The 14,616-nt window shown below is 66.2% G+C and carries 9 protein-coding genes; 6 read left to right on the top strand and 3 right to left on the bottom strand.

The genetic code is table 11. The features are described 5' to 3' along the window. The first annotated feature begins 107 nt into the window (after positions 1-107). The 5 genes from CSC76_RS04435 (at position 108) to CSC76_RS04415 (ending at position 9,834) form a co-directional block, all read left to right on the top strand. Positions 108-818 (top strand): TetR/AcrR family transcriptional regulator, encoded by a 711-nt coding sequence (locus CSC76_RS04435; protein ID WP_162108830.1) that lies wholly within the window; start codon positions 108-110, stop codon positions 816-818. Continuing rightward, the gene (locus CSC76_RS04430) at positions 815-1,996 is read left to right on the top strand and encodes an efflux RND transporter periplasmic adaptor subunit (RefSeq protein WP_162108829.1); all 1,182 of its coding nucleotides are present in this window, start codon (positions 815-817) and stop codon (positions 1,994-1,996) included. Before CSC76_RS04435 ends, CSC76_RS04430 begins: the two co-directional genes overlap by 4 nt. A 15-nt stretch (positions 1,997-2,011) precedes the next feature. Next, positions 2,012-5,176 carry an efflux RND transporter permease subunit gene (locus CSC76_RS04425; RefSeq protein WP_162108828.1) on the top strand — a complete coding sequence of 1,055 codons (3,165 nt, stop codon included), beginning with the start codon at positions 2,012-2,014 and terminating at the stop codon, positions 5,174-5,176. Positions 5,177-5,502: 326 nt separating this feature from the next. Continuing rightward, on the top strand, positions 5,503-6,648 hold the full coding sequence (locus CSC76_RS04420) for an efflux RND transporter periplasmic adaptor subunit (RefSeq protein ID WP_202923483.1): 1,146 nt from the start codon (positions 5,503-5,505) through the stop codon (positions 6,646-6,648). A gap of 12 nt (positions 6,649-6,660) precedes the next feature. Beyond that, complete coding sequence (locus tag CSC76_RS04415; RefSeq protein WP_162108826.1) at positions 6,661-9,834, top strand: efflux RND transporter permease subunit; 3,174 nt, start codon at positions 6,661-6,663, stop codon at positions 9,832-9,834. A gap of 57 nt (positions 9,835-9,891) precedes the next feature. Here CSC76_RS04415 and CSC76_RS04410 read toward each other — a convergent pair whose 3' ends face one another. Then, the gene (locus CSC76_RS04410) at positions 9,892-10,275 is read right to left on the bottom strand and encodes a winged helix-turn-helix transcriptional regulator (protein ID WP_162108825.1); all 384 of its coding nucleotides are present in this window, start codon (positions 10,273-10,275) and stop codon (positions 9,892-9,894) included. 126 nt (positions 10,276-10,401) lie between these two features. Between CSC76_RS04410 and CSC76_RS04405 the strand changes: the two genes are divergently transcribed. Continuing rightward, positions 10,402-11,298 (top strand): SDR family oxidoreductase, encoded by an 897-nt coding sequence (locus tag CSC76_RS04405; protein WP_162108824.1) that lies wholly within the window; start codon positions 10,402-10,404, stop codon positions 11,296-11,298. A gap of 60 nt (positions 11,299-11,358) precedes the next feature. Here CSC76_RS04405 and CSC76_RS04400 read toward each other — a convergent pair whose 3' ends face one another. Next, complete coding sequence (locus CSC76_RS04400) at positions 11,359-13,233, bottom strand: DUF885 domain-containing protein (RefSeq protein WP_162108823.1); 1,875 nt, start codon at positions 13,231-13,233, stop codon at positions 11,359-11,361. Between the two features lie 167 nt (positions 13,234-13,400). Then, positions 13,401-14,549, bottom strand: coding sequence for an acyl-CoA dehydrogenase family protein (locus tag CSC76_RS04395; RefSeq protein WP_162108822.1), 1,149 nt, complete (start codon positions 14,547-14,549; stop codon positions 13,401-13,403). Positions 14,550-14,616 lie beyond the last annotated feature (67 nt).

Raw genomic sequence — 14,616 nt, 5'->3', positions numbered from 1 at the left:
CGGTGTCGCCTTGATGCTTCGACGCGCGTGTGGCCCGCGCTGTACACGGAAATGGCGCGGAATCAAGGCTGTTAAATTTCTAAACTGGACGGTATAGTCCAATCCGCATGCGCCCTTCCTCCCCCCTCTCCGCGCTCGATCGACGTCGTAGCCGTGTCCACCAGGCCGTGCGCGAACTCATGGCCGAACAGGGCTTCCGCATCAGCATGGAGGCGGTCGCGGCGCGCGCCGGTTGCTCCAAGCAGACCCTGTATGCGCATTTCGGCAGCAAGCAGGAACTGTTGCGCAGCGTGATCGCCGAGCACCAGGAGCTGGCCACCGCACGGTTGTCCCCCACGCCCGAGGCGCCGCGCGAAGCCTTGCTGGCTTTCGCGGAAGAGCACCTGCGCCACCTGTCCGATCCTTCCGTGGTCGCCGCCAGTCAGCTGCTGGCCGCCGAAGCGCACCAATTTCCGCAGGAAGCGCGCGACCTGTACCGCGACGCCTGCGATACTCTCCTGCGGCGCCTGGCCACCTGGCTGCAGCACGCGATGGACCAGGGCCGGCTCAGGCATGACGATCCTCACTACGCCGCGGAGCTGCTGCTCAGCATGATCGTGGGAACGGATTTCGAGCGACAGCGCTTCGGCGTGCCCCATCGCGCCGGCCGCCTGGCGCGTCAACGGTGGTCCACGTTCGCGGTGGACACCTTCCTGCGTGCGTTCGCGCCGCGCGACGACGAGCACGCCAGCTCGCCAAGACCGGTGCCGGGTCGCCGGATCCACCCGCTGCACCCCCTCCCCATGTCTCCAAGAAAAAGAAACGGAGCTTCCCCATGACGTCCCCCATCCGTTCCCTCGCCCTGGCCAGCGCCCTGCTGGCGGTCCTGGCTGCCTGCAGCAAGCCCGAACAGCCGCAGATGCCGCCGCCGGAGGTCGTGGTGATGACCGCCACGCCAAAGGACGTGCCGCTGCAGCGTGACCTGGTAGGCCGCCTGTCGCCCTACCGCAGCTCCGACGTGCGCGCCCGGGTGGCCGGCGTGGTGCAGAAGCGCGTGTACCAGGAAGGCAGCGACGTGAAGGAAGGCCAGGTGCTGTTCCTGATCGACCCCGCGCCACTGCAGGCGTCGCTCAGCGCGGCGCAGGCGAACCTCGCCTCGGCGCAGGCCACCTATGCCAACGCTAAGGTCGCCGCGGACCGCGCACGGCAGCTGGCGCCGCAGAAGTTCGTTTCCCGGTCCGACCTCGACAACGCCGAGGCCGCCGAACGCAGCGCCGCCGCCGCCGTGCAGCAGGCGCGCGCCAACGTGGAGACCGCCCGCATCAACCTGGGCTATGCCAGCGTCACCGCGCCGATCGCCGGCCGCGCGGGCAAGCAGCAGGTCACCGAAGGCGCGCTGGTCGGCCAGGGCGACGCCACGCTGCTGACCACGATCGACCAGATCGATCCGCTGTACGCCAACTTCTCGATGAGCTCCAGCGAGCTGCAGGCGATCCAGCAAGCCCAGGGCGAAGGCAAGGTCGAACTGGCCAGCGCGGGCCAGCGCACGGTGCAGATCGTGCTGCCGAACGGGCGGGCGCTGGACCGGACCGGCACACTGGACTTCTCCGACACCGTCGTCGACCCCGCGACCGGCAGCGTCTCGCTGCGTGCCACCGTACCGAATGCCGACCGTACCCTGCTGCCGGGCACGTTCGTCACCCTGCGCGCCACGCTGGGCGAGCAGAAGGGCGCGTTCCTGATCCCGCAGGGTGCGATCCAGCGCGATACCGTCAGCGCCTACGCGATGGTGGTCGGCAAGGACGGCAACGTGGTGCGCAAGAACGTCATCACGCAGCAGGCAGTCGGCGCCGACTGGCTGGTCACCGAAGGCCTTGCCGCTGGCGACCAGGTCATCGTCGAGGGCCTGCAGAAGGTCAAGGAAGGCGCGCCGGCCAAGGGCGTGACCGCCGAGCAGGCCGCCGCCGCGAAGGCGGCCCAGGCCAAACCTGCGCCCACGCAAGGCAAGGCCGAGTAAGAAGGACCCTCCCCCATGCCCAAGTTCTTCATCAACCATCCGATCTTCGCCTGGGTCGTGTCGATCCTGATCTCGCTGGCCGGCGTGATCTCGATCCTCAACCTGGGCGTCGAATCCTATCCCTCGATCGCGCCGCCACAGGTCACGGTCAGCGCGACCTATCCCGGCGCCAGCGCCGAAACCACCGAGCGATCGGTCACCCAGGTCATCGAGCAGCAGCTCACCGGCATCGACAACCTGCTGTACTTCAGTTCCAGCTCCAGTTCGTCGGGCCAGGCCTCGATCACGCTGACCTTCCAGACCGGCACCGACGCGGATATCGCCCAGGTGCAGGTGCAGAACAAGGTGTCGCTGGCGACCCCGCGCCTTCCCAGCGAAGTCACCGCCCAGGGCGTGGTGGTGGCCAAGGCCAACGCCGGCTTCCTGATGGTGGTGGGCCTGCAGTCCGAGAACGCCAGCATCGACCGCAACCGCCTGAACGACATCGTCGCCTCGCGCGGGCTGGACCAGATCGCGCGCGTGCCGGGCGTCGGCAGCACCCAGCACTTCGGGTCCGAGTACGCCATGAACCTGTGGCTGGACCCGGGCAAGCTGCAGGGCTTCAACCTGTCGGCCACGGACGTGCTGACCGCCGTGCGCGCGCAGAACGTGCAGTTCGCCGCCGGTTCGATCGGTTCCGATCCCGCACCCGAAGGCCAGGCGTTCACGGCGACGGTGTCGGCCGAAGGCCGCTTCACCTCGCCGGAGCAGTTCGAGCAGATCATCCTGCGCGCCAACAACGACGGCTCCACGGTCCGCCTGAAGGATGTCGCCCGAGTCGAGTTCGGCGCGCAGAACTTCGGCTTCGACACCCAGTTCAACGGCAAGCCGGTCGGCGCGTTCGCCATCCAGCTGCTGCCGGGCGCCAACGCGCTGAACGTGGCCGAGGCCGTGCGCGCCAAGATGGACGAGCTGCAGCCCAGCTTCCCGCCGGGCGTCACCTGGTTCTCGCCGTACGACACCACCACCTTCGTCAAGATCTCGATCGAGGAAGTGGTCAAGACCCTGATCGAGGCGGTGATCCTGGTGTTCCTGGTGATGCTGGTGTTCCTGCAGAACTTCCGCGCCACCATCATCCCCACCCTCGTCATTCCGGTCGCCCTGCTGGGCACGTTCTGGGGCTTGAGTGTCATCGGTTTCACCATCAACCAGCTGACGATGTTCGCGCTGGTGCTGGCGATCGGCATCGTCGTCGACGACGCCATCGTGGTGATCGAGAACGTCGAACGCATCATGGCCGAGGAAAAGCTGCCGCCGCGCGAAGCGACCATCAAGGCGATGGGCCAGATCACCGGCGCCGTGATCGCGATCACCGTGGTGCTGGCGGCGGTGTTCATTCCGTCCGCCCTCCAGGGCGGTGCCTCGGGCGAGATCTACAAACAGTTCGCGCTGACCATCGCCATTTCGATGGCGTTCTCCGCGTTCCTGGCGCTGGGCTTCACCCCGGCGCTGTGCGCGACCTTTCTCAAGCAGCACGAGCATGACAGCCACGAGAAGAAGAACGTCATCTTCCGCACGTTCGAGAAGTACTACGGCAAGCTCGAGAAGACCTACGTGGGTCACATCGGCGCGGCGATCAAGCATGCTCCGCGCTGGATGATCGTCTTCGCACTGCTGACGGTGCTGGCGGGCTTCCTGTTCACCCGGTTGCCCAGCAGCTTCGTGCCCGAAGAGGACCAGGGCTACGCACTGGCCATCGTCCAGCTGCCACCCGGCAATTCGCTGCAGAAGACCAAGCAGGTGTTCAACCAGGTCCGCGGCACGCTGCAGCAGATGGACGGGTTCGACGGCGTCATGGAAGTGGCCGGCTTCAGCTTCCTCGGTCGCGGCGAGAACGTCGGCATGGCGTTCATCCGGCTCAAGCCCTGGGACGAGCGCGATATCACCGTGCCGGAGTTCATCCAGCAGGCCAACCAGCGCTTCTACGGCATCAAGGGCGCGCAGATCTTCGTGGTGAACCTGCCGACGATCCAGGGCCTGGGCCAGTTCGGCGGCTTCGACATGTGGCTGCAGGACCGTGCCGGACTGGGCGAGCAGGCCCTGATGGCGGCGCGCAACCAGTTGCTGGGCGCGGCCGCGCAGGACCCGAGCCTGATGGCGGTGCGCCCGAACACGCTGGAGAATGCCCCGCAGCTGCAACTGCACGTGGACCGCGTGCAGGCGCAGGCGATGGGCATGTCGTTGAGCGACATCTACAACGGCATCCAGCTGATGCTGGCGCCGGTATACGTCAACGACTTCTTCTACGAAGGCCGCATCAAGCGCGTGAACATGCGCGCCGACGCGCCGTACCGCACCGGTGCCGAATCGCTGGCGAGGATCTACTCGCCCAGCAGCCAGCAGACCGATGCCAGCGGTGGCCGCGCCATGATCCCGTTGTCCAACGTGGTGCAGTCGTCGTGGGCGTCGGTGCCGCCCTCGCTGTCCCGCTACAACGGCTACTCCGCGGTGAACATCAATGGTTCGGCGGCGCCGGGCAGTTCGTCCGGCCAGGCGATGACGACAATGGAGAACATCGTGACCGACCAGCTGCCGCAGGGCTTCGGCTACGACTGGAGCGGCATGTCGTACCAGGAGATCCTGGCCGGCAACAGCGCCACGCTGCTGATGGTGCTGTCGATCGTGGTTGTGTTCCTGTGCCTGGCGGCGCTGTACGAGAGCTGGTCCATCCCGGTGGCCGTATTGCTGGTGGTGCCGCTGGGCGCGTTGGGCGCGGTGCTGTTCACCATGCTGCGTGGCCTGTCGAACGACCTGTTCTTCAAGATCGGCCTGATCACCATCATCGGCCTGGCGGCCAAGAACGCCATCCTGATCGTGGAGTTCGCGGTCATGGAGCGCAAGCAGGGCAAGACGCTGCGCGAGGCGGTGATCTCGGCGTCGCACCTGCGCTTCCGTCCCATCCTGATGACCTCGTTCGCCTTCATCATGGGCGTGCTGCCGATGGCCATCTCGACCGGTGCGGGCGCCAACGCCCGCCATGCCATCGGCACCGGCGTCATCGGCGGCATGTTCTTCGCCACGTTCCTCGGCCTGCTGCTGATCCCGGTCTTCTTCGTATCGGTCCGGCGGATGCTGGGCGACCGGATGGACGAGCCGTCGAAGGAATACCTGGAGGAACAGGGCAAGCCGGCTTCCCGCTGATGCCGGCCTTGGCCCACGAGAGAGCCCCGGCGCTGCCGGGGCTTTTTTTGCATCCAGGACAGCCTAGCCTGACGTTTGACCGCGATGACCCGTTGTCCGCGTGTCGTACGGGGCGCCCTCGCCTTACATGAACTGCAGGCGGCGCGGGCCGGGTAAACCATCCGCACTTCTAGCCGGCGTCTCAAATCGTGATAATCCGGCGCTTCATGCTGTCGAACCGGCCCCCGCCCGTTCGTCGCCCCGACGACCTCCCCTGACTGCCGAAGACCTCCCCGATGACACGGAAAGACCCCAACGCACGGAAAACGCCCTCCACGACCAAGCGCATGATCCTGATGCTCGTGGGCGTGGTGGTGATCTTTGGCGGCGTATTCGCCGTAAAGGCCATCATGGGCAAGGGCATGAACGACTTCTTCGACAACATGCCCCAACCCGCCTCCACGGTGACCGACTGGACCGCGAAGGAAGAGGAATGGGTCGACGCGCAGCAGGCCGTGGGCACGTTCGTGGCCGTCAACGGCACCGACGTCACCACCGAAGCCGGGGGCGTGGTGCGCAGCCTGTCCATCGACGTGGGCAAGCCGGTCAAGGCCGGGACAGTGCTGGCCCAGCTCAACACCGCCAATGAACTGGCCGTGCTGAAGTCGCTGGAAGCCTCGGCCAGGCTGGCCGCGGTCCAGCGCGACCGCTGGCAGGCGCTCGCGCGCGACAAGCTGGTCTCGCAGGCCGAAGCCGAGGAGCGCGCCACGGTGGCGGCGACTTCGCTGGCCCAGGTGGAGGCGCAGCGTGCGCTGATCGCGCAGAAGACCATCCGCGCGCCGTTCGACGGCGTGCTCGGCATCCGCCAGGTCAACCTGGGCCAGTTCATCAACCCGGGCGATCCCATCGTGAGCCTGCAGGCGCTGGACCCGATCTACCTGGACTTCACCCTGCCCGAGCGCCAGGTCGGCCAGGTGTTGCCGGGTACCGTCATCCGCGCCACGGTCGATGCGCTGCCGGGCCAGGTCTTCGAAGGCAAGGTCACCGCGGTGGAGCCGCAGGTCGATGCCGCCACCCGCAACTTCAAGGTCCAGGCCACGCTCGACAACCCCGAGTACAACCTGCGCCCCGGCGCGTTCGCGCACGTCGGTTTCGACACCGGCGACAGCCGCAAGGTGGTGGTGGTGCCGCAGACCGCCATCAGCTTCAACCCCTACGGCAATGCGGTGTACGTGATCCAGGAAGTGCAGCGTGCCGAAGGCGAGAAGGACATGCAGGGCAAGCCCCTGACCGGCAAGAAGCTGGTGGTGCGCCAGCGCTTCGTGAAGACCGGCGCCACCCGTGGTGACCTGATCGCCGTCACCGAAGGCCTCAAGCCGGGCGAACGCGTCGCCACCAGCGGCCTGCTGAAGCTGCGCAACGATGCCGAGGTGGTGGTCAACAACAAGGTGCAGCCGGTCAGCGAGGCACAGCCGAAGCCCGAGAACCGCTGACGGAGCGCCGGCATGAAATTCACCGACATCTTCATCAACAAACCGGTACTGGCGATCGTCGTCAGCCTGTTCATCCTGCTGTTCGGCCTGCGCTCGTTCACCGAATTGAACGTGCGCCAGTACCCCGAACTGCGCAACGCCGTGGTCAACATCAGCACCGTGTACTACGGCGCCGACGCGGACCTGATCCAGGGCTTCATCACCACGCCGCTGGAACGGGAAGTCGCCAGCGCGGAAGGCATCGAGTACCTCAGTTCGACCAGCTCGGCCGGCGTCAGCCAGATCCAGGCCTACATCCGCCTGGACCAGGACCCGAACGAGGCGCTCACCCAGATCGCCGCGAAGGTCAACAAGATGCGCGGCCAGCTGCCGCCGGAGTCGGAAGACCCGGTGATCGACCTGCAGCAGGGCCAGCAGATCGCAGCCATGTACGTGTCCTTCGCCAGCGAGACGCTTGACAACAACCAGATCACCGACTACCTGACCCGCGTGGTCCAGCCCAAGCTGGTCACCGTGTCGGGCGTGCAGCGTGCCGACATCCTGGGCGCGGGCACGTTCGCCATGCGCATCTGGCTGAAGCCCGACCGCATGACCGCCCTGCAGGTGACGGCCAGCGATGTGTCCAACGCCCTGTCGTCGAACAACGTGCTGGCAGCGGTGGGTTCCACGAAAGGCCAGATGGTCGCCATCGACATGACGGCCCGTACCGACCTGCGCAACGCCGACGAGTTCCGCCAACTGATCATCCGAGAACAGAACGGGGCCATCGTGCGGCTCGGCGACGTGGCGGACGTGCAGCTGGGTTCCGAAAGCTACGGCACGTCGGTGCGCATCAACGGCGAGGCCGCGACCTTCATGGGCATCTTCGTGTCCCCGGACGCGAACTCGCTGGACGTCATCAAGAACGTGCGCACGCTGTGGGACAACGAGATCGTCCCGCAGCTGCCGGAAGGCATCAAGGCGACGATCCCCTACGACAGCACCGAGCAGATCCAGGACGCCATCGACGAAGTGGTCAGCACCATCGTGGAAGCGGTGGTCATCGTCATCGTGGTGATCTTCCTGTTCCTGGGATCGCTGCGCAGCGTGCTGATCCCGGCGGTGACCGTGCCGCTGTCGCTGGTCGGCTCGTTGTTCCTGATGCTGCTGATGGGCTTCACCATCAACCTGCTTACCCTGCTGGCGATGGTGCTGGCGATCGGCATCGTCGTGGACGACGCCATCATCGTGCTGGAGAACATCCACCGCCACATCGAGGAAGGCATGTCGCCCTACGATGCGGCGATCAAGGGCGCACGGGAACTGGCCTGGCCGGTCGTGGCGATGACCACCACGCTGGTCGCGGTGTACCTGCCGATCGGCTTCCAGGGCGGCCTGACCGGCGTGCTGTTCACCGAGTTCGCCTTCACCCTCGCCGGCTCGGTGCGGCTGTCCGGCGGGATCGCACTGACGCTCAGCCCGATGATGTGCGCCAAGATGCTCAAGCCCCACAGCGAGGGCGGCAAGGGCAAGCTGGAGAAGTGGCTGGACACGCGTTTCGACAAGCTCAACGCCAGCTACCAGCGGCGCCTGCACGGCACCCTGGAAACGAAGTCGGTGGTCGGCGTGTTCGGTCTGCTGGTACTGGTCTCGTGCGTGTTCCTGTACATCACCGCGCCGAAGGAGCCGGCACCGCTGGAAGACGAGGGCTTCATCTTCTCGGTCGCCAGCGCCGACCCCTACTCCACCCTGGACTACGTCGAGCGCTACACCGAGGAAGTCACCTCGATCGCCAAGGGCGTGCCGGAAGTGCAGGACTACTTCCTGTTCAACGGTGGCTTCGGCGGCAGCGGTGGTGGCGCCAGCCCGATGGCGATGGCCGGTTTCGTGCTGAAGCCGTGGAGCGAGCGCGATCGCTCGACCAATGCGGTGCTGCAGCAGGAACTGCAGCCGAAGATGAGCCAGGTCAGCGGTCTGAACATCTTCGCGCTGGTGCCCCCCTCGCTGCCGAGCGCAGGCGGCGACGGCGGTGGCGGTGAGTTCGTCATCGGCGGCGTCGGCGAATTGAGCCAGTTGGCCGAGCTGGCCGACCAGATCCTGATGAAGGCGATGGAGAGCAAGCGCTTCATCTTCCTCGACAAGGACCTGAAGATCGACAAGCCGCGCATCGAGGTCAACATCGACCGCGATAAGGCGGCCAGCCTGGGCATCGACATGCGTACGCTGGCGGCCGACATGGCGGCGATGCTGTCGGGCGGCTACACCAACCGCTTCGCGATGCAGAACCGCTCGTACCTGGTGATCCCGCAGGTGCAACGCAGCGACCGCCTCAATGCCAGCGACCTGGAGAACTACTACACCCGCACCCGCGACGGCGAGCTGATCCCGCTGTCGACCATCGTGACCCTGAAGGAAAGCGCGCAGCCGCAATCGCTCAAGCGCTTCCAGCAGCTGAACGCGGTGTCGATTACCTTCGCCCCGCGCCCCGGCGTGAGCAAGGGCGAGGCGCTGGCCATCCTCGACCAGGCGGCAAAGGAGGTATTGCCGCAGGGTTACTCGGTGGATTACGCCGGCGAGTCGCGCCAGTTCAAGCAGGAAGGCGCGGCGATGCTGGTGACGCTGGCATTGGCGCTGATCGTCATCTTCCTGGTGCTTTCAGCGCAGTTCGAGAGCTTCCGCGATGCGCTGATCATGCTGCTGACAGTGCCGATGGCCATCTGCGGCGCACTGCTGACGCTCAACGTGCTGGCGCTGCTCAGCGGCATCCTGGGATTCATGCAGATCGAAGCGTTCCCGGGCATGAGCATCAACATCTATACCCAGGTAGGCCTGGTGACGCTGGTCGGCGTGATCTCCAAGCACGGCATCCTGATCGTGGAGTTCGCCAACAAGCTGCAGGTCGAGCGTGGCCTGTCCAAGCGCGAGGCCATCGAGGAGGCGGCGGCCATCCGCCTGCGCCCGGTGCTGATGACCACCGCGGCGCTGGTGTTCGCGATGATCCCGCTGCTGATCGCCAGCGGCCCGGGTGCCGCCTCGCGCTTCTCGATGGGCGTGGTGATCGCCTCGGGCATGACCATCGGCACGATGTTCACCCTGTTCGTGCTGCCGGCGTTCTACCTGTACCTGGCGCGCGATCATGCGCACGACCGCCAGGATGCCGACGAGACGGCGCCGTCCGTGGAGGGCGAAACCGCGCCCGGACACTGACCCGTCGTGCGGTCGATGCAATGAGAAAGCCCCGGCATGCCGGGGCTTTTTTTGCGCCTACTTCGGCGCGTTCGCCACCGGCGCCACGTAGGCCTTGCGTGCGGCGCGGACCTCGTCGTGGTGATCGGCTGCCCACTGGGCCAGCATCTTCACGCGCTCGAAGAAGGACTCGCCCAGCGGTGTCAGCGCGTAGTCCACGCGTGGCGGTACCGTCGGGAACACTTCACGGCGGACCAGTCCGTCCTGCTCGAGGTGACGCAACGTCTGCGCGAGCATGCGTGGCGATATGTCCGCCACCCGCTTGCGGATCTCGGAGAAGCGCAGTGTTCCGGTCGCGAGTTCATGCAGCACCAGCACGGTCCAGCGGTCGCCGAGGCGGTCCAGCACGTCCCGGATCGGGCAGTTTTCGACGAAGATCAGCGATTGACGGTGCAGGGTCATGAAGGACTCCGGGGTCGGTTACCGCGCAGTAACCGGGTTACTTCGAACGCCCTGCTTGTGGGCGCACATGGCTTTACTACCATAGGATAACCAATGTCCTTTCCATTACCAAGCCAAGGAGTTTCCATGTCCGCCCCCACCCTGCTCGTCACCGGCGCCTCCGGCCAACTTGGCCGCGCCGTCGTGCGCCACCTGTTGGACACCCTGAATATCGACCCGGCCCGCGTCATCGCCACCAGCCGCAAGCCCGAGGCGCTGGCCGACCTCGCCGCCCAGGGCGTGACCGTGCGCGCCGCCGACTTCGACCGGCCCGACACGCTGGCCGAGGCGTTCCGCGGCGCCGACCGCCTGCTGCTGGTCAGCACCGACGCCCTGCTGGAGCCGGGCAAGCGCCTGATGCAGCATCGCGCCGCCGTGCAGGCGGCGGTGGAAGCCCGGGTGAAGCATGTCGTCTACACCTCGCTGCCCTCGCCGGACACCTCGCACGTGTCGTTTGCGCCCGATCATCTGGGCACCGAACAGGCACTGGCGGCGTCGGGCCTGGGGTGGACGCTCCTGCGCAACGCCTGGTATGCCGAGAACCTGGCCTACGCACTCCCGTCGGCGCTCGCGTCGGGCGAATGGGTCACCGCCGCCGGTGCGGGGGGCGTCGCCTACATCGCCCGCGAAGACCTGGCCCTTGCTGCCGCCGCCGCGCTTGCCTCCGACAGCAACGGGAACCGCACCTTCACGCTGACCGGCACCCAGGCGCTGAACGCACGCGAGATTGCCGCGAAAGTCAGTGCCGCCACGGACAGGCCGCTGACCGTCGTCGACGTCACCGCGGAGCAACTCGCAGAGGGACTGCGCGCGCATGGCTTCCCGCCCGTGTTGGCGGACGTCTTCACCTCGTTCGATGTGGCCACGGCCGCGGGCGATCTGGCCGAGGTGACGGATGATTTCGCCACGCTGACCGGCCGCGCGCCGTCGACTTTCGATGCATGGCTTCCTGCGAACCTCGCCCTCCTCACCAAGGCGCACTGACCGCTGAAACAGGAACCCCGGCCGAAGCCGGGGTTCGTGTCTCGCTGCACGGAAAACGGATCAGGCCTGCTTGGCCTTCTCCTTCGCGATCCACTGGTCCACGCGCCGCTCCAGCAGCGTCAGCGGCAGCGCGCCGCCGCTCAGCACGGTGTCGTGGAAGCCCTTGATGTCGAACTTCCCGCCCAGCTCGGCTTCCGCCTTCCGGCGCAGTTCCTGGATTTTGATCATGCCCACCTTGTAGCCGGTGGCCTGGCCAGGATTCGTCAGGTAACGCATCACCTCCGACTCGATCGCGGCACGCGGCACCGCGCTGTTGGCGTCGAAGTACTCCACCGCCTGCTGCTCGGTCCAGCCCTTGGCATGCAGGCCCGTATCCACTACCAGGCGGATGGCACGCCACATCTCCGAACTCAGGCGGCCGAATTCCGAATACGGATCCTGGTAGGTACTCGGCATTTCCTTGGCCAGCCATTCCGCGTACAGGCCCCAGCCCTCGGCGTAGGCCGTGGTGTTGTACTGGGTGCGGAACTTCGGCACGCCCGTCAGCTCCTGCGCGATGGAGATCTGCATGTGGTGGCCCGGCAGACCCTCGTGATAGGCGATGACTTCCAGCTCGGGCTTCGGCATCGCGTTCATGTCGGACAGGTGGGCGTAGTAGATGCCCGGGCGCGAACCGTCCGGCGTGCCGGGGTAATAGTGCTGCGCGGCGCCGTCCTGTTCGCGGAACGCCTCCACGCGCTTCACCACCAGGTCCGCCTTCGGCAGCAGCCCGAAGTACTCCGGCAGCACCTTCTTGATGTTGTCGATGGCGCGCGTGGCGTCGTCGATATAGGCCTGGCGGCCCGCATCGGTGTTGGGGTACTTGAACTGCTTGTCGCTGTCGATGAAGGCGAAGAAGGCATCCAGGTCGCCCTTGAAGCCCACCTTGTCCTTCAGTGCCGTCATCTCGCCCTTGATGCGCTCCACTTCCTTCAGGCCCAGCGCATGGATCTCCTCGGCCGTCATGCCGGTGGTGGTCATCTGGCGCAGCTGGTACTCGTAGTAGGCCTTGCCGTTCGGATGCGTGCTGCCCACGCCGCTTGCGTTGACCGCGGCCTTCGGCAGCTCCTCCTCGCTCCATGCGATCACGCGATCGTAGGCAGGCTTGAACTGCTCGAGCAGCGCCTTGCGCGCCTCATCCTTAAGCGCGGTGGCGCGGGCGGCGTCGATCTTGCCCGCCTTCACCAGCGCGTCCGCCTTGGCCTGGGCGTCGGCCCAGATCGCCGCGTCCTTGCCCGCAGAGAAGGGGGCGCCGGTGATGACCTTCTTCGCCTGATCGATGACGCCCTCGTAGGCGAACTTGGGCGGACGGATCCCCTGCGCGGCCGAGGCGCGCGCACGTTCCAGCAACTGGTCGAATGCGCGACTGGTGGCGTTCAGGCGTGCGATGTAGGCGGTGTAGTCGGATTCCTCCTCCACCTTGTGGAAGCTGATCAGGAACGTGGGCCAGAAGCCCTGCGCGCCGTTCATCTGGTCGAAGGCGTAGCCGTCCACCATGAACGGCAGGCCGTCGCGCGCGTTCTCGTACTGCAGCTTCCACAGGTCGTAGGACAGCTTGGCCTCGTCGTCGAGCTTGGCGTAATCGAAGGTCTTCTCCATCTCTTCGACGCTGGCCTTCTGCCAGGCGACCTGGTCGCGCTGGGCCTGTTCGGACATGTCGTCGACCTGGTCGTACAGGTCCTTGCGGCCCTGGAAGGTCAGCTGGATCGGGCTGAACTTCAACTGTTCCTCGTACTTCTTGTCGAACCACTCGTTCAGCCGCTTGCTCTCGGCGGCGATGTCGGCGGCGGACGCCGCCGGGGCCGCGGTGTCGGCAGCGCCGGCCGCCGGGGCATTGCCCTTGTCGCAGGCGGCGAGCGCCAGGGTGAGGGCACAGACGATCAGGGTTTTGCGCATCGGGGTCTCCAGGAGGAAAACGGGGGACGCACCCCCGCATCGTGCCACTCTAGCGGACGGTCGGCCCCGTGGTCCCATGACCAAAGACGGGGGGCGTGCGTACCCGTGCCCAGAACGAAGAACGCCGCCCTGCGGCGGCGTCCTTCTTCGGCGGATGCGGGCAGAACTCAGCGCAGGCCGGTCTCGTTGCGGGCGATCACCAGCCGCTGGATTTCGCTGGTGCCCTCGTAGATCTCGGTGATCTTGGCATCGCGGAAGTAGCGCTCGATCGGCATTTCCTTCGAGTAGCCCATGCCGCCATGGATCTGCAGCGCCTGATGGGTGATCCACATGGCCGCCTCGGAGGCGGTGAGCTTGGCGATGGCCGCTTCGTTGCTGAAGCGCTGGCCCTGGCCCTTCACCCACGCCGCACGCAGCGTCAGCAGGTTGGCGGCATCCAGCTTGCACTTCATGTCGGCGATCTTCGCCTGGGTCATCTGGAACGTGCCGATCGGCGCGCCGAACGCCTTGCGCTCCTTCACGTAGGCGATCGTGGCCTCGTAGGCGGCCCGCGCGATGCCGATGGCCTGGCTGGCGATGCCGATACGGCCGGCATCCAACACGCCCATGGCGATCTTGAAGCCCTCACCTTCCTTGCCCAGCACGTCTTCCGGGTCCACCACGTAGTCGGTGAACTCGATCTCGCACGTCGCCGATGCGCGGATGCCGAGCTTCGGCTCGGTCTTGCCGCGGTGGAAGCCGGCCTTCTCGGTATCGATCATGAACGCGGTGATGCCGCGCGCGCCCTTGTCGGGTTCGCTCATCGCGAACAGCACGATGTACCTGGCCACCGGGCCGGAGGTGATCCAGCTCTTCTTGCCGTTGACGACGAAGCTGCCGTCGGCCTGCTTAACGGCGCGGCAGCGCATCGCGGTGGCGTCGGAGCCGGACTGCGGTTCGGTCAGCGCGAACGCGCCGATTTCGCGGCCCTCGGCGATGGCGCGTACGTACTTCTGCTTCTGCTCCTCGGTACCGAAGGTCAGGATGCCATTGCAGAACAGCGAGTTGTTGACCGACATGATGGTCGAGTGCGCGGCATCGCCCGCCGCGATCTCGATCATGGCCAGCACGTAGGCGATCGGATCCATGCCCGCGCCACCGTATTCGGCGGGGACTTCGATGCCCATCAGGCCGTTTTCGCCCAGCAGGCGGATGTTCTCCAGCGGGAACTCGCCGGTCCTGTCGTGGTGCTCGGCGCTGGGACCGATCTTCTCCTGGGCGATCCGGCGCGCGACGTCCTGGATCATCAACTGCTCTTCGTTAAACGCGAAATCCACGGCTACCCCTCGACAGACAAACATTGAATACCAATTGTAACCCGCGACCATGCGTGGCCGTATGCCG

Source organism: Pseudoxanthomonas mexicana, assembly GCF_010093385.1.
GTDB lineage: Bacteria > Pseudomonadota > Gammaproteobacteria > Xanthomonadales > Xanthomonadaceae > Pseudoxanthomonas_A > Pseudoxanthomonas_A mexicana.
Note: the sequence above shows the minus strand (reverse complement) of the source record. Positions and strands in the feature narration are given on the sequence as shown.

Coding starts and splice junctions, on each gene's coding strand:
- CSC76_RS04425 (WP_162108828.1), top strand. CDS start 2,012: ATGCCCAAGTTCTTCATCAACCATCCGATCTTCGCCTGGGTCGTGTCG.
- CSC76_RS04430 (WP_162108829.1), top strand. CDS start 815: ATGACGTCCCCCATCCGTTCCCTCGCCCTGGCCAGCGCCCTGCTGGCG.
- CSC76_RS04405 (WP_162108824.1), top strand. CDS start 10,402: ATGTCCGCCCCCACCCTGCTCGTCACCGGCGCCTCCGGCCAACTTGGC.
- CSC76_RS04410 (WP_162108825.1), bottom strand. CDS start 10,275: ATGACCCTGCACCGTCAATCGCTGATCTTCGTCGAAAACTGCCCGATC.
- CSC76_RS04415 (WP_162108826.1), top strand. CDS start 6,661: ATGAAATTCACCGACATCTTCATCAACAAACCGGTACTGGCGATCGTC.
- CSC76_RS04400 (WP_162108823.1), bottom strand. CDS start 13,233: ATGCGCAAAACCCTGATCGTCTGTGCCCTCACCCTGGCGCTCGCCGCC.
- CSC76_RS04420 (WP_202923483.1), top strand. CDS start 5,503: ATGATCCTGATGCTCGTGGGCGTGGTGGTGATCTTTGGCGGCGTATTC.
- CSC76_RS04435 (WP_162108830.1), top strand. CDS start 108: ATGCGCCCTTCCTCCCCCCTCTCCGCGCTCGATCGACGTCGTAGCCGT.